This window comes from Pseudarthrobacter sp. B907, from assembly GCF_040137805.1.
In the GTDB taxonomy this organism is placed as follows: domain Bacteria; phylum Actinomycetota; class Actinomycetes; order Actinomycetales; family Micrococcaceae; genus Arthrobacter.
On record NZ_JBEEQE010000005.1, the window covers coordinates 192,901 to 206,990 of the forward strand.

Consider the following 14,090-nt stretch of genomic DNA (forward strand, 5'->3'; position numbering starts at 1 on the left):
CGGCTAGAAGAACATCGGCGGCGCGTCGAGCACGGTCTCGTCCACGCGGCGCTCCTCCCACTGGCTGAACGGCTTGTCCAGCTCGTACTTGCCCTCCGCGGAGCGCAGCAGGGTGCGGATCTCGGCGTTGTCCGGGTTGTTCAGCGACTCGAAGTACTCCACCGACCAGTGGAACCAGCGCATGCAGAACAGCCGCATGGTCAGGCCGTGGGTCACGAACAGGGCGTTGGGCGCGTAGCTCGGCTTGGACCAGTGCCGGTACAGGGTCTCCATAAAGGAGGAGATCCGGTCGTAGACGTCGGAACCGGACTCGCCCTCGCGGAAGCGGTAGAAGAAGTGCCCGTAGGCGTTGCGGAGCTCCTTCTGGTCCTCGATGTCGCCGGCAATCTGGAAGTTCGCCCAGTCCTGCTCACGCAGCCGGGGCTCCTCGATCACGCGTTCGGTGAGCGGGCCCAGCTTCAGTGCCTCCAAAGTCTGGTAGGCGCGCAGGTAGGGGGAGACGTAGACGCACACCTGCTGGCCGTCCAGTTGGCGCCGCAGCTGCTCGCCGGCCGCCGTGGCCTGCTCGACGCCGAGCGGGGTCAGCGGGATGCGGTAGTCGGGCACCCGGTTGTAGATGGAGGTGTCGGCATTGGCCGCGGACTGGCCATGCCGGACCATGAAGATTCTCCCGGGCGCGCTCACAGCCCAAGCATAGGCACGTGCAGTCAACATCCGGGAACGGCAGGCAAGATAGGAACATGTTGGTTCCCTCCCGCCGTCGGCTGCGGCTTGAAGTCTGGATTGTCCTGGGGCTCTCCCTCGGGCAGTCGGCGGTGTATTCGGTGGTGCAGCTGCTGGACAAAATGACCAGGGCGCCGCTGGCGCAGGGGACCTCGACGCTGAACCGCTCGCAGAGCAGCCGCGAGTACTTCGACCTCACCTACCAGCTGCTGGACATCCTGTTCGCCCTGGTCCCGGTGGTGCTGGTGATCTACTTCCTCACCGAACACCGGCCCGCCGGACTGGCCGGCGGCACTCTCACAGGCGGCACCGGTGCCTCGGCATTCCGGAAACTGGGTTTCAACTTCGCCCGGCCCGGCAAAGACCTGCTCCAGGGCCTGGGCCTGGCCGCGCTGATCGGGATCCCGTCGCTGGGCCTCTACGCGGCCGGCCGGGCGCTGGGGATTACGACGGCGATCATCCCCAGCGCGCTGGACTCCTACTGGTGGACGGTGCCGGTCCTCATCCTGTCCGCCGTCCGGCACGGGATCGTGGAGGAAGTGATTGTGGTGGGCTACCTGCTGGACCGGCTGGGCAAATTCGGCTGGGGCATGCCGCTGGCAATCTTCGCCAGTTCCATGCTCCGCGGCAGCTACCACCTGTACCAGGGCTTCGGGCCCTTCATCGGCAACGCCATCATGGGTGTCATCTTCGCGCTCATCTATACAAGGACGCGCAGGGTGATGCCGCTGGTGATCGCGCATGCGCTGCTGGACATCGTCGCCTTCGTCGGCTTCAGCCTTTTCGGCAAGGCCATCGGCCTGGGCTAGCGCAGCTCATAGCAACGCGGGGTCACTTAGCGCCCATCCGGATGCCCCGGACCGGCCGTAAGTGACCCCGTGTTGCTCCAAAACGGGTCAAGTCCGGGGCTGACGCAAGCAGAATGACTTATTTCGACACGAGACTCTCTCCGCAGCGGCCCGGTCCGTAACATTGGAGTTGTTACAGGCTCCGGCTTGCCAAACCCGCTGTAAAGGACTAAGAGACGTTGACGCTCGAATCACTCCCCGTGTTGGATTTCTCCCGCTTGAGTGCAGGCCAGGACGAGGCCGCCCGGTTCCGGGATGAATTGCGTGATGCCATGCACGAAGTCGGATTCATCTACCTGGCCGGCCACGGCATCCCGCAGGAACTCACCGGCGCCATGCTCGATATCTCCCGCCGCTTCTTCGACCTGCCTGAAGACCAGAAGCTCGCGATCGAGAACGTCCACAGCCCCCAGTTCCGCGGCTACACCCGCGTCGGCGGCGAAATCACGGACGGTGCCGTCGACTGGCGCGAGCAGATCGACATCGGCGTCGAGCGCGACGCCGTCGAGCCCGGACCCGGCGTTGCCGACTACTGGAGGCTGGAGGGGCCGAACCTCTGGCCGGAAAACCTGCCCGAGATGCGCGGGATCGTCACCGAATGGACCGAGCGGCTCAGCGCCATTTCCCTGGACCTGCTGCGGGCGCTCGCCGTCTCCCTTGGGGCGCCCGAGGATACCTTCGACGCCGCGTTTGCCGCCCAGGCTTTCCCGCTGCTCAAGATCGTGCGCTACCCGGGCGAATCCGATCCGGATCCCAAGCAGGGCGTCGGTTCCCACCGCGACGGCGGAGTGTTGACCCTGCTCCTGGTCGAGCCCGGCAAGGGCGGACTGCAGGTCGAGTACCAGGGCCAGTGGATCGACGCGCCCCAGGTGCCCGGAACGTTTGTGGTCAATATTGGCGAGATGCTTGAGCTGGCCACCAACGGCTACCTCAAGGCGACCCTGCACCGGGTGATCTCCCCGCTGCGCGGCACCGACCGGATCTCGCTGCCGTTCTTCTACAACCCGGCCCTCGATGCGACCATGCCCCGGCTCGCGGTCAGCCCGGAGTTCCAGGCCAAGGCCCGCGGCCTGTCGGTGGACCCGACCAACAGCCCGATCCTGGAGACCTACGGGGACAACGCCCTGCGCTACCGGCTCCGCGCCCACCCCAACGTCGTCGAGGCCCACCACCCGGACCTGCTCAAGGGCTGACGGCGGCCGTCCCGCCCCAGGCGGAGCGCCCGGCGGCGCAAGGGCGGATTAAAGAAATTCGGCCGCCAGCGGTGGGTGGCATCATTGGCACCCGCTGCTGGCGGCCGAAGTGTTGGCAGGAATCGTCAGATGGTGACGGCTCCGGAATCGGTTTCAAAGGTGACGGACAGGATTCCCGGCGTCCCGTGCGGGGCGAGCCAGTTCACGTCCACGTCTTCCAGCGGCTTCTCCACCGGTTCGCCGAGCCACTCGGTGACGCGTTCGGCCGAGCCGGCGATGGTGAGCGCGGACATCTTGACGTTGCTCGCGTAGGCGTTGGACGGGTGCAGCTCAGGATCGCCCTCCCACTTGAGCATGTAGGGGACCTGCGGGTCGGCGATCAGGCCCAGGATGCCGATCTGCTTCCAGACCAGTTCGCGGCCGTCGGGGAACTTGCGGTTGCCGTTGACGGCGGACCGGCCCAGGCGCTCCTCGAAGGGGGCGAGGTCGTCAACCTCGACGCACCAGCCCATCCAGCCCCCGCCGGCCGCCGAGCGGGCACGCACGGCCTGGCCAAACGGCGCTTTGTCCGAGGCGGGGTGGTCCAGGACCTCCACAACCTCCAGGTACTTGTGCCCGGCGAGCGGGATAATCATGTTGCGGGTCCCGAATCGGGGGTGTACCCCGCCCTTGACGGCTTCGACGCCGAGGGCGGACGCAATACGTTCGGTGGTGGCCGCGAGGCCATCTTGTTCACAGGCGTAAGAGACGTGATCCATGCGCATGCCCTCATCTTGGCACTTTGTGATGGAGCTCTCAGCTTAGGCTCTCCTAACCAAGGTAGGATGTCGTTTTCACGTGCGGGCCAGGGGCCGGATCCGCCCGGATCCGCTGTGGATTGCGGCGCCAGCGGGCGGTCCGCGGACGCCCCGCGGCCGGCCGCCGGGACAAATTCATATTCGTCACAAAGCTATCCAGCCGTCGGGGCGCGTTCCTAGACTGAAGCCAGGTCATGAGTGCCAGCATCGAGCCCCGGCTTGCTGGCCGGCAACCCTCCTAACGCGGTGGGGTGCCCCGGGTGAAGACCTGGCCCTCCGGCGCCCGCCGGACGGCAAGCGCGGCCGCCAGGTCCGTTCCGGTCGAAAAGCCGGGAACGGCCGGCGCCCAGTCCCGCAGGAGCTCTCCAATGTCCAATGCCTGGTCCTTTGAAACCCGTCAGATCCACGCCGGCCAGGAGCCGGACTCCGCCACCGGCGCCCGGTCGCTGCCGATCTACCAGACGACGTCGTTCGTCTTTCCCAGCGCCGAAAGCGCCGCCAACCGGTTCGCGCTCGCCGAACTCGCGCCCATCTACACCCGGATCGGCAACCCCACCCAGGACGCCGTGGAGCAGCGGGTCGCGAGCCTCGAAGGCGGCCTCGGCGCGCTCCTGCTAAGCTCCGGGCAGGCTGCGGAGACCTTCGCAATCCTGAACATCGCCGAGGTCGGGGACCACGTCGTCGCCAGCCCCAGCCTGTACGGCGGCACCTACAACCTGCTGGCCCACACCCTGAAGAAGTTCGGCATCTCCGTCACGTTCGTGGAGGACCCGGACAACCTGGACCAATGGCGCGACGCCGTGCAGCCGAACACCAAACTGTTCTTCGGCGAGGTGGTCTCCAACCCCCGCCAGGACGTGCTGGACATTGAGGGTATAGCGGAGGTGGCCCATCAGGCCGGGGTGCCGCTGATCGTGGACAACACCCTCTCCACCCCGTACCTGATCCGGCCGATCGAGTGGGGCGCCGACATTGTCGTCCACTCTGCCACCAAGTACCTCGGCGGCCACGGCGCCGCGATCGCCGGCGTGATTGTCGACTCCGGCAACTTCGACTTCGGCAAGGACCCGGAGCGTTTCCCCGGCTTCAACACCCCGGACCCCACGTACAACGGCCTGGTCTACGCCCGGGACCTCGGCGCGGACGGGGCGCTGGGGGCAAACCTCGCCTTCATCCTCAAGGCCAGGGTCCAGCTGCTGCGCGACCTCGGCTCGGCCGTGTCCCCGTTCAACGCCTTCCTCATCGCCCAGGGCATCGAGACGCTGAGCCTGCGGGTGGAACGGCACGTCGCCAACGCCACCCGGGTGGCCGAATGGCTGGAAGCCAGGGACGACGTCGAATCCGTCGCCTACGCCGGGCTGCCGTCCAGCCCCTGGTACGAGCGCGGCCGCAAGTACGGTCCGAAGGGCACCGGCGCCATCGTCGCCTTCAACCTCGCCGGGGGAGCGGAGGCCGGCAAACGCTTCGTTGACGCCCTCGAACTGCACTCGCACGTGGCGAACATCGGTGACGTGCGCTCACTGGTGATCCACCCGGCGTCGACCACGCACAGCCAGCTCTCGCCGGAACAGCAGGCGGTGGCCGGCGTCCATCCGGGGCTGGTGCGGCTGTCGGTGGGGCTCGAACACATCGACGACATCATTGCGGACCTCGACGCCGGCTTCCGGGCAGCCAAGGACGCCTGAGGTCATACGGAAGCCGACGCCGAAATTCCCCACCTTTGCGGGCGCGACGGCGGGACGCGCCGACATTTTCGGGGCGACCCGCCGGACACGGCCTTTAAAGGTGGGGAAACTGGGCTGCCGTAGGATCCGGCTGTCACACGGCCGTCACAATCTTCGCGCTTGCCCCGCCGGGTTTCGTAGAATCGACGCAGGTCATGAGTGCCAGCGACAGCCCCGGCTTGCTGGCCGGCAACCCTCCTTCCGCGGCGGGGTGCCCCGGGTGAAGACCTGGCCCGCCGGTCAGCTGACGGCGGGCAAGCGCGAGGTTAGGTCCCCACATGACGATTGCCGTCTCCCGTACGGGAGTACCCGAAAACAAGCCCGCGGTCCCGGACGGAACCGTTCAGTACCTGTCGATCGGCTCCCTGGTGCTGGAATCCGGCGCCACCTTGCCGGAGGCCACGCTCGCCTACGAAACCTGGGGCACCCTAAACGCGGACGCCTCTAATGCGGTGCTGATCGAACACGCCCTGACCGGGGACACCCACGTCACCCGCGGCGCCGGCGAGGAGCCGGGATGGTGGGAGCAGCTGGCCGGCCCCGGCGCCCCGGTGGACACGGACAAGTACTTTGTTGTCTCCATCAACATCCTCGGCGGCTGCTACGGCTCCACCGGGCCCTCGACGCCGGCGCCGGACGGCCGGCCGTGGGGCTCCCGCTTCCCGCTGGTAACCCTTCGCGACAGCACCGCCGCCGAAGCCCGGCTCGCCGACGCCCTCGGGATCGGCAGCTGGTACGCCGTGCTCGGCGGCTCCCTCGGCGGAGCCCGCGCCCTGGAATGGGCGGTCAGCTACCCGGCGCGGGTCCGGCGCTGCGCTGTTATTTCCGTCGGTGCCAGCAGCACGGCCGAGCAGATTGCCTTCGCGCAGGCCCAGACCCTCGCCATCCGCCAGGACCCTCATTTCAACGGCGGCGACTACTACGGCGGCCCGGAGCCGGACGCCGGGCTGGCCTTGGCGCGCCGGATCGCCCACATCACCTACCGCTCCGCCGCCGAGCTGGACGGCCGCTTCGGACGGAACGCCCAGGCCGCCGAGGCGCCGCTGGAGGCCGGGTCGCTGGCGGGACGGGGCCGCTACCAGGTGGAGAGCTACCTCGATCACCAGGGCAACAAGCTGGTGCGCCGTTTCGACGCCAACAGCTACATTGCCATCACCGAGGCGCTTATGAGCCACGACGTCACGCGCGGCCGCGGCACCCTGGAGGAGGCCGTTTCCCGCGCCACGGCGGAGTTCTTCGTGGCGGCCGTGGACTCGGACCGGCTGTACTTCCCGGCCCAGTCCGATGAACTCGCCGCCGCCTTGCCGGGTGAGGTTCCGGTGCACATCATCGAAGCTCCGATCGGCCACGACGGCTTCCTGACCGAAATCGGCCAGCTCAGCGGGCAGCTCCGGAGCACCTTCTTCGCGTAGCCAAGGGGAGGTGTGTGCATTTTTGCAGACACGCCCTGCGTGATTAGTGGTTGAGCCTGCCGGGATGCGGGGCCATACTCGTGGAGAATGACGCCGTGTGTCCCAACTCACACGCGCGTTGTCAACCCAATGGTCCACAGGGTGTCGAAGGCGACACCAAAGGAGTTCGCATGAGCACGGAAAACGCCGCCGCACGGCGCGCAGAGGAGCCGGACGTCAAGACGTCCGGACTGAAGAAGGTAGTAACGGCCTCCATGGCCGGCACGGTTGTCGAGTGGTATGAGTTCTTCCTCTACGCCTCCGCCGCCACCCTGGTCTTCGGCAAGATGTTCTTCCCCAACTCGGGTACGGAACTGGACGGCATTCTTGCCGCGTTCCTGACTTACGCGGTGGGTTTCGTGGCCCGCCCGATCGGCGGCATCGTCTTTGGCCACTTCGGTGACAAGTTCGGCCGCAAGCAGCTGCTGCAGCTCAGCATCATTCTGGTGGGCGTCTCCACCTTCCTGATGGGCTGCCTCCCCAGCTTCGCGCAGATCGGTTACTGGGCACCGGCCCTGCTGGTCTTCCTGCGCTTCGCCCAGGGCTTCGCCGTAGGCGGCGAATGGGGCGGCGCCGTGCTACTCGTGGCCGAGCACAGCCCGAGCAAGTCCCGCGGCTTCTGGTCCAGCTGGCCGCAGTCGGCCGTCCCGCTCGGCAACCTGCTCGCCACCGCCGTGCTGTTCATCCTCTCCTCCACGCTGTCCTCCGCGGACTTCCTCGGCTGGGGCTGGCGCGTGGCATTCTGGCTCTCCGCCGTGATCGTCGTCGTCGGCTACTACATCCGCACCAAGGTCCAGGACGCCCCGATCTTCCTCGAGGCACAGAAGGAAGTTGTCACCGAAAACAAGGGCTACGGCGTCGCCGAAGTCTTCCGCCGCTACCCCCGCGGCGTGTTCACCGCCATGGGCCTGCGGTTCGCGGAAAACATCCTGTACTACCTCGTGGTCACTTTCTCCATCACTTACCTGAAGACCGTGGTCCACGCCGACACCGCCAAGATCCTGCTCCTGCTGCTCGTGGCGCACGCGATTCACTTCTCCGTGGTCCCGGTGGTGGGCCGGCTCTCGGACCGCTTCGGCCGCAAGCCCGTTTACATGGCAGGTGCCGTCCTGGGTGCGACCTGGGGCTTCTTCGCCTTCCCGATGATGGACACCGGCAACGACTTCATCATCCTGGCCGCCGTCATCATCGGCCTGCTCTTCCACGCACTGATGTACGCCGGGCAGCCGGCCATCATGGCCGAGATGTTCCCGACCCGGATGCGTTACTCCGGCGTCTCGCTCGGCTACCAGGTGACGTCGATCGTGGCCGGTTCGCTCGCCCCGATCATCGCCGTCGCGCTCCTGGGCCAGTACAAGTCCTCCGTTCCGGTGGCCATCTACCTGCTCATCGCCTGCGTTGTCACCATGGTCGCCGTGTACTTCCTGAAGGAAACCCGCGGCATCTCCCTGCACGACGTCGACGCCGCCGACGCCCAGGGCACCGCCGACCTCCTTGCCGCAGGCAAGAAGTAAGGCAAGAAGTAAGCTCCATTGGCACCACGCTGCCCGTGTCCGCGTTCACCGCGGGCGCGGGCAGCTGCCGTTAACCGTCCCCGATTAGCCCGCCGTCACCGGCATTTTCGCGGGCGGCTCATCCACGACTCGACCGGTTCCGAAGTTCGGGCGCGAGAGGTTCAGGCGCCAAAGGCAAGGTGTGCCGTCTATTGTGTGTCGGGCCCGAGGCGCATGCTCTCTGACCAGGCGGCCCAGTCTTTCGGGTGGATCGAGGGGCGGCCGATGAGGTAGCCCTGCCCAGCGCTCATGCCGAGTCCTGCCACGGCCGCGAGGTCCTCAGGCGTTTCGATCCCTTCAGCGATCAGCGTGGCGCCGATTTGGCGGGCAAACTCCACCATGGCGGCGCCGAGTGCGTGCTGGCCCTGGTCGTCGTCGATCCCGGCGATCAGGCTGCGGTCCAGTTTGATGATTTCGGGCCGGACGTGGAGGACATGGCGCATGGAGGCGAAGCCGGAGCCGGCGTCGTCCACGGCGATGCGGAGCCCCTCTTTCCGCAACGGGGCCAGCACGGCAAGGAGCGGGGCGTATTCGCTTACTTCGAGCCGTTCCGTTAGTTCCAGGACAATTCGTTTCGGGGGCAGCCCGGAGCGCTGGAGCAGGTCAGGCAGACGTGGGTCCAGACACGTCTCCGGGGAAAGGTTCAAAGCCACGTAGATGCCCGGGGGAAGTCCCTGCGCCGTCTCCAGTGCTTTCTCCATGGCGGCGAACTCAAGTTCACTCAACAGGCCGACGATGGCGGCCTCCTTGAACCAGAATTCGGGGCCGGCACCGTCCTCGCCGACGAACCGGGTCAGCGCCTCGACGCCGAGGAGTTTGCCTGTTGCGAGGCTGTGGATGGGCTGGAAGGCCGTAAGGAGCCGGTCCTGGTCGAGCATCAGTTGGAGCTGTTCGCGGTTGAGGGAATCCATCGCCTCCTGTGCCGTCAACGGCGGGAGCATCCGGCTCGTGCCCTCGAATCCTCCGGGCCGGTCGTCCGTGGCGGGGCGGACAGTGCCGGAGACTTCCATCCATACGGCGCCGCCGTCGCGGTGCCGGCACCGAACGATGACACCTGTCCAGCCCGGTCCGGAGGCGGCCGCCACGTCGAGCTTGGCGCGCGCCAGGTCGCCGCCATCGATGACGAGGTCGCATCGCTGGCCGAGCAACTCGTCCGGCTTCCATCCGAGAAGGTTCTCACTGGTCGGGCTCGAAAACGTGAAGCGTCCCCGGTCGTCGACGGCCCACACCCACTCCTGGCTGGTGATCAGGACAGTGTCCATCAACTGGGCGGTAGCCCCAGCACGGCGCCTCTCAGCCCGGTGCCCCCTGCGGAAACGTACAGCCAGGACTAGAGCCATGGCCATGGGCGCCAACACGAGGAGACTGGCCAGCAACCGGTCCCTTGGTTCATCCAGGATGCCTTCAGGGTCAAGGATCACGATGGCGGCCGCCGTCACGGCGAACACCATCTGGATGGCCAGCACAACAACCAGTACATCGCGTATCCGCGGCGAACCCGAATTCTTTGACATTTCCATTCCCCCAGGCTTGGTAACATGAGCCTACTACCGTGCCTGATCGGATTGGTGGGATAGGGACCACCAGCGTTTCTCGGGCGCGATGGATCTTGATGTTCGCAATCCGACCCCGCTCCGGGCGCCGTTGCCCCCGGATTATGGTCAGAATGTCTTCGCGGTGAAGAGAGAATCGCCGTGGATGTCGTCGGGTTCCACCCGCCCGGTTTCGACGAAGCCGAGTTTGGCCAGCACGCGGCGTGACGCGGTGTTCCAGTCACGGACCGTCGCCCAAATGCGTCGGTAGCCTGATTCCTGCGCCTGTTGGAGGACGGACCGGGAGGCCTCGGTCGCAAACCCCTGGCGCCAGACGTCGCGGAGGAACTCGAAGGCGAGCTCCGGTTCCTCGGGCTGTCCATGCCGGTTGGGAATCAGCCCGCAATAGCCAATGACCTGCCCCGAACCCTTTTGCTCGGCGGCCAGCAACCCGGGGAAGGGATGCCGATCGTCGCGACGGATGCTGTCCTCGATATCTTCCAGCGTGGGGTGACCATCGGCACTGATGCGGCGATGCGGAGGAACGCGTGGATCGCGCTCGGTCCACAGTTCGCGCAGGACAGCGGCGTCGGACACCTGCCATGGCCGCAGCAGCAGTCGATCTGTTTCGAGGGCGGCATCGATCCGAGGTACTGGCACGTAGTCCATAGCGACAATTATGGGGCGTGACCTATAGCGCGGGGAGGTCCCCACGCAGCCCCCCGGCTCAGCCCGCCAGCACATCTTGGCGTTCGGCGATCTCGGCCCTGACCGCCGCCAGCACGGCCTGCACCGGCGCCGAGCGCAGCGACTCCGCCCGCGCCACCGCCCAGATCGGCAGCTGCCGCTGGAAGTCGTCCGGCAGAACCGGCACAAAGCCGGGTTTGCCGACGACGAGGAAGTTGGGCAGCAGCCCGATCCCGGCGGCGCGGCGGACGGCCTCGAGCTGGGCGAAGATGCTCGTGGCCTGAAAGCTGGAGCGGGGCATCGGGAGCTGGGTGGAGCGGTGGCCCAGCTCCGCGACCTGCAGTGCCGACTCCACGTAGGAGACAAAGCCGTGCCGCCGAACGTCGTCGAGGGTTTCCGGAAGCCCGTGCTCATCCGCGTACTGCGGGCTCGCGTAAAGCCGCAGGAAGTAGTTGGACAGGAAAATGGTCTGCGCGTTGCTGACCTCCAGGTTGCCCACCACCACCTCCAGGTCCACGCCGGAGCGGTTTTGGCTGACTTTGCGGGTGGCGCTGAGCATCTCCACGTTTAGCAGCGGGTGTTCCTGCTGCAGCCGGACCAGGGCCGGGGCGACGAATTCCGCGCCGAAGCCGTCCGGCGTGCTGATCCGGACCAGGCCGGAGAGCACGTCCTCGCCCCGGGCGATCCGGCCGGACAATGCGCCGAGGGTCCCCTCGATGGCCTCCGCGGCCACCACCGCCTGGGACCCCAGCTCGGTGAGCTCCCAGCCGTGCGGGCTGCGCTCCAGCGTCCGGCCGCCGAGCTGTTTGTCCAGGGCGAGGATTCTGCGCGAGATGGTGGTGTGCGTGGTGCCCAGAGTCTCAGCGACGGCGTTGAACCGGCCCAGCCGGGCCACCGTCAGCAGGATCAGCAGGTCGTCCGGGCTGGGAAGCCGCTTCAAGTCCACCGTTGGCCTTTCGTCGATGTGTGCATCGATGCACATGCCATCTTCACTTTTTCCCCTTGATTGCACTGTAGCAGGGTGTGATGCTGGACACGGAACTCCGGCAATTGCGCCGGACACAATGCAAAGCAAAGGAGCTTATGCCATGGCAGTTGTCGCCTGGATCGGACTGGGAAACATGGGCGGGTCCATGTCGGTGAACCTCGCCAAAGCCGGAAACGAGGTCCGCGGCTTCGACCTGAACCTCGAGGCCGTGGCGGCAGCCGAGGCCGGGGGAGTCAAGCCCGTCGGCAGTATCGCCGAGGCAGTTGAGGGCGCCGACGTCGTCTTCACCATGCTCCCCAAGGGCGAGCACGCCCGCGCCGTCTACCTCGGCGAGGACGGCGTCCTGGCCCACGCGGACACCAAAACCCTGCTGGTGGACTCCTCCACGATCGACATCGCCTCCGCCCAGGCGCTGCACGACGCCGCCGCCGCGGCCGGCTTCCGCTTCGTCGACGCGCCCGTCTCCGGCGGCATGAGCGGCGCCAAGGCCGCCACGCTGACCTTTATGATCGGCGGCGAGGCCGGCGCCGTCGCTGAGGCCACCGAATACATCCGCCCGATGGCCGCCAACATCATCCCCACCGGCGGCGCCACCACCGGCCAGGCCGCCAAGATCTGCAACAACCTGATGCTCTTTATCAACCTCGCCTCCACGGCCGAGGGCGCTGTCCTCGCCGACCGGCTGGGCCTGGACAAGCAGGTCTTCTGGGACATCGCCTCGGTTTCCTCCGGCGACAGCTGGGCGCTGCGCACCTGGTACCCGGTGGCCGGCGTCGTCCCCACCGCGGCCTCCAACAACGACTTCGCCCCGACGTTCACCGCCGAGCTCGCCAACAAGGACATCGGGCTGGCCATCAGCGCCGCCAAGGACACCGGCACCCCGCTGGAAATCGGCGAGCACGTCCAGCAGCTCTTCCAGCGGCTCATCGATGGCGGACAGTCCGGCAAGGACTGCTCCGCGATCGTCCAGCTCGTCGACGGCTCGTTCGAGTCCGCCAAGTAGCCACCACACCTTTGTAGAAAGAGATCCACCCCATGGAACGCATTCCGCACTTCATCAACGGCGCCCTCGTCTCCGACGCCGAGCGCTACGGTCCCGTCTTCAACCCCGCCACCGGCGAGCAGGAAAAGGAGGTGGCCCTCGCCTCCGCAGCCCGCGTTGAAGAGGCCATCGCCGCCGCCCGCGCCGCGCTGCCAGGCTGGCGCGCCACCAGCCTGGCCAAGCGCACCGGCATCTTCTTCAAGGTCCGCGAACTGCTCATGCAGCGCCGGCCCGAACTCGCTGCCCTGCTGACCAGCGAACACGGCAAGGTCCTCTCCGACGCCGAGGGCGAGATCACCCGAGGCCTGGAAAACATCGAATTCGCCACCGGGCTGTCCCACGCCCTCAAGGGCGAACGCTCCGAGCAGGTGGCCGGCGGCGTCGACGTGCACTCCGTCCGCCAGCCGGTCGGCGTCGTCGCCTGCATCACGCCCTTCAACTTCCCGGCCATGGTGCCGCTCTGGATGATCGGCAGCGCCCTGGCCTGCGGCAACACCGTGCTGCTGAAGCCGAGCGAAAAGGACCCGTCCTCCGCGATCTTCATCGCCCAGGTCTTCGCCGAGGCCGGCCTGCCCGCCGGCGTGCTGAACGTGGTACACGGGGACAAGGAAGCCGTGGACGTGCTGCTTGAGCACCCGGACGTCAAGGCCGTCAGCTTTGTGGGCTCGACGCCGATTGCCCAGTCGATCTACAAGCGCGCCGCGGACCACGGCAAGCGGGTCCAGGCCCTCGGCGGGGCCAAGAACCACATGGTGGTGCTCCCGGACGCGGACCTGAACATGGCTGCCGACGCCGCCGTCTCCGCCGCCTACGGCTCCGCGGGGGAGCGCTGCATGGCCGTCAGCGTCCTGGTGGCGGTCGGGAACATCGCGGACGAACTGGTGGACGCGATTAAGACCCGGATGGCCACCCTCAAGATCGGCCCCGGCACCGACCCTGCGTCCCAGATGGGCCCGCTGATCACCGCCGAGCACCGCGACAAGGTGGCCTCCTACGTCGCCGGCGCCGCAGACGAGGGCGCCTCCGTGGTGGTGGACGGCCGGGATCAGGAGTTCGATTCCAACGGCTTCTTCATCGGCGTCAGCCTGATCGACCACGTCAAGCCCGGCATGAAGGTCTACGACGACGAGATCTTCGGCCCCGTCCTCTCGGTGGTCCGCGTCGAGACCTACGCCGACGCCGTCAAGCTCGTCAACGACAACGAGTTCGGCAACGGCGTGGCGATCTTCACCCGCGACGGCGGCGCCGCGCGGCAGTTCGAGTTCGACGTCGAGGCCGGCATGGTGGGCGTGAACGTCCCGATCCCGGTGCCGGTGGGCACCTTCTCCTTCGGCGGCTGGAAGAACTCGCTGTTCGGCGACACCCACATGTACGGCCCGGAGAGCATCCGCTTCTACACCCGCGGCAAGGTGGTCACCACCCGCTGGCCGGACCCGTCCACCTCGGTGATCGACCTCGGCTTCCCCCAGGTCGACTGAGGAATCCCTCCCCGCATAAAGCAACGCGGGGTCACTTACGGCCCATCCAGCAGTGGATTATGGGCCGTAAGTGA

The 14,090-nt window shown here is 67.0% G+C and carries 11 protein-coding genes, 1 pseudogene and 2 riboswitches; of the genes and pseudogenes, 7 read left to right on the plus strand and 5 right to left on the minus strand.

What is annotated here, in order from left to right:
- Positions 1-3: 3 nt before the first annotated feature.
- Entirely contained in the window at positions 4-660 is a 657-nt protein-coding gene (locus tag ABLI39_RS06540; protein WP_349412660.1) for a histidine phosphatase family protein, read from the minus strand.
- A gap of 80 nt (positions 661-740) precedes the next feature.
- Between ABLI39_RS06540 and ABLI39_RS06545 the strand changes: the two genes are divergently transcribed.
- Together ABLI39_RS06545 and ABLI39_RS06550 are read left to right on the plus strand one after the other, a co-directional pair.
- Positions 741-1,532: a CPBP family intramembrane glutamic endopeptidase gene (locus tag ABLI39_RS06545; RefSeq protein ID WP_349412624.1), complete on the plus strand. Its 792-nt coding sequence runs from the start codon at positions 741-743 to the stop codon at positions 1,530-1,532.
- Positions 1,533-1,750: 218 nt separating this feature from the next.
- Positions 1,751-2,764, plus strand: coding sequence for an isopenicillin N synthase family dioxygenase (locus ABLI39_RS06550; RefSeq protein WP_349412625.1), 1,014 nt, complete (start codon positions 1,751-1,753; stop codon positions 2,762-2,764).
- A gap of 125 nt (positions 2,765-2,889) precedes the next feature.
- Here the strand turns inward: ABLI39_RS06550 and ABLI39_RS06555 are convergent, their stop codons facing one another.
- Positions 2,890-3,528 (minus strand): VOC family protein, encoded by a 639-nt coding sequence (locus tag ABLI39_RS06555; protein WP_349412626.1) that lies wholly within the window; start codon positions 3,526-3,528, stop codon positions 2,890-2,892.
- 223 nt (positions 3,529-3,751) lie between these two features.
- A riboswitch (SAM riboswitch) is annotated at positions 3,752-3,867 on the plus strand.
- A 50-nt stretch (positions 3,868-3,917) separates the two neighbouring features.
- On the opposite strand from ABLI39_RS06555, the pseudogene ABLI39_RS06560 reads away from it, so the two are divergent.
- The 3 genes and pseudogenes from ABLI39_RS06560 to ABLI39_RS06570 form a co-directional block, all read left to right on the plus strand.
- Positions 3,918-5,246, plus strand: a pseudogene (locus ABLI39_RS06560) (bifunctional o-acetylhomoserine/o-acetylserine sulfhydrylase); the annotation flags it as partial.
- 190 nt (positions 5,247-5,436) lie between these two features.
- A riboswitch (SAM riboswitch) is annotated at positions 5,437-5,552 on the plus strand.
- Positions 5,553-5,563: 11 nt separating this feature from the next.
- Entirely contained in the window at positions 5,564-6,697 is a 1,134-nt protein-coding gene (gene metX, locus ABLI39_RS06565; protein WP_349412627.1) for a homoserine O-acetyltransferase MetX, read from the plus strand.
- 170 nt (positions 6,698-6,867) lie between these two features.
- The gene (locus tag ABLI39_RS06570; protein WP_349412628.1) at positions 6,868-8,250 is read left to right on the plus strand and encodes an MFS transporter; all 1,383 of its coding nucleotides are present in this window, start codon (positions 6,868-6,870) and stop codon (positions 8,248-8,250) included.
- 188 nt (positions 8,251-8,438) lie between these two features.
- Here ABLI39_RS06570 and ABLI39_RS06575 read toward each other — a convergent pair whose 3' ends face one another.
- From ABLI39_RS06575 to ABLI39_RS06585, 3 genes are all read right to left on the minus strand, one after another.
- A complete protein-coding gene (locus tag ABLI39_RS06575; protein ID WP_349412629.1) occupies positions 8,439-9,803 on the minus strand; it encodes a sensor domain-containing phosphodiesterase in 1,365 nt (454 codons plus the stop codon).
- Between the two features lie 147 nt (positions 9,804-9,950).
- Positions 9,951-10,490 carry a GNAT family N-acetyltransferase gene (locus ABLI39_RS06580; protein WP_349412630.1) on the minus strand — a complete coding sequence of 180 codons (540 nt, stop codon included), beginning with the start codon at positions 10,488-10,490 and terminating at the stop codon, positions 9,951-9,953.
- A gap of 58 nt (positions 10,491-10,548) precedes the next feature.
- On the minus strand, positions 10,549-11,490 hold the full coding sequence (locus ABLI39_RS06585; RefSeq protein WP_349412631.1) for a LysR family transcriptional regulator: 942 nt from the start codon (positions 11,488-11,490) through the stop codon (positions 10,549-10,551).
- A 106-nt stretch (positions 11,491-11,596) separates the two neighbouring features.
- Between ABLI39_RS06585 and mmsB the strand changes: the two genes are divergently transcribed.
- Together mmsB and ABLI39_RS06595 are read left to right on the plus strand one after the other, a co-directional pair.
- Entirely contained in the window at positions 11,597-12,499 is a 903-nt protein-coding gene (mmsB, locus tag ABLI39_RS06590; RefSeq protein ID WP_349412632.1) for a 3-hydroxyisobutyrate dehydrogenase, read from the plus strand.
- A 32-nt stretch (positions 12,500-12,531) separates the two neighbouring features.
- Complete coding sequence (locus ABLI39_RS06595; RefSeq protein WP_349412633.1) at positions 12,532-14,016, plus strand: CoA-acylating methylmalonate-semialdehyde dehydrogenase; 1,485 nt, start codon at positions 12,532-12,534, stop codon at positions 14,014-14,016.
- Positions 14,017-14,090: the final 74 nt, after the last annotated feature.

What these genes read in the sequence shown, in the direction of transcription:
- ABLI39_RS06540 (WP_349412660.1), bottom strand. Translation starts at nt 660, where the DNA reads ATGGTCCGGCATGGCCAGTCCGCGGCCAATGCCGACACCTCCATCTAC.
- ABLI39_RS06595 (WP_349412633.1), top strand. Translation starts at nt 12,532, where the DNA reads ATGGAACGCATTCCGCACTTCATCAACGGCGCCCTCGTCTCCGACGCC.
- metX (WP_349412627.1), top strand. Translation starts at nt 5,564, where the DNA reads ATGACGATTGCCGTCTCCCGTACGGGAGTACCCGAAAACAAGCCCGCG.
- ABLI39_RS06585 (WP_349412631.1), bottom strand. Translation starts at nt 11,490, where the DNA reads ATGTGCATCGATGCACACATCGACGAAAGGCCAACGGTGGACTTGAAG.
- ABLI39_RS06545 (WP_349412624.1), top strand. Translation starts at nt 741, where the DNA reads ATGTTGGTTCCCTCCCGCCGTCGGCTGCGGCTTGAAGTCTGGATTGTC.
- ABLI39_RS06555 (WP_349412626.1), bottom strand. Translation starts at nt 3,528, where the DNA reads ATGCGCATGGATCACGTCTCTTACGCCTGTGAACAAGATGGCCTCGCG.
- ABLI39_RS06570 (WP_349412628.1), top strand. Translation starts at nt 6,868, where the DNA reads ATGAGCACGGAAAACGCCGCCGCACGGCGCGCAGAGGAGCCGGACGTC.
- ABLI39_RS06580 (WP_349412630.1), bottom strand. Translation starts at nt 10,490, where the DNA reads ATGGACTACGTGCCAGTACCTCGGATCGATGCCGCCCTCGAAACAGAT.
- mmsB (WP_349412632.1), top strand. Translation starts at nt 11,597, where the DNA reads ATGGCAGTTGTCGCCTGGATCGGACTGGGAAACATGGGCGGGTCCATG.
- ABLI39_RS06575 (WP_349412629.1), bottom strand. Translation starts at nt 9,803, where the DNA reads ATGTCAAAGAATTCGGGTTCGCCGCGGATACGCGATGTACTGGTTGTT.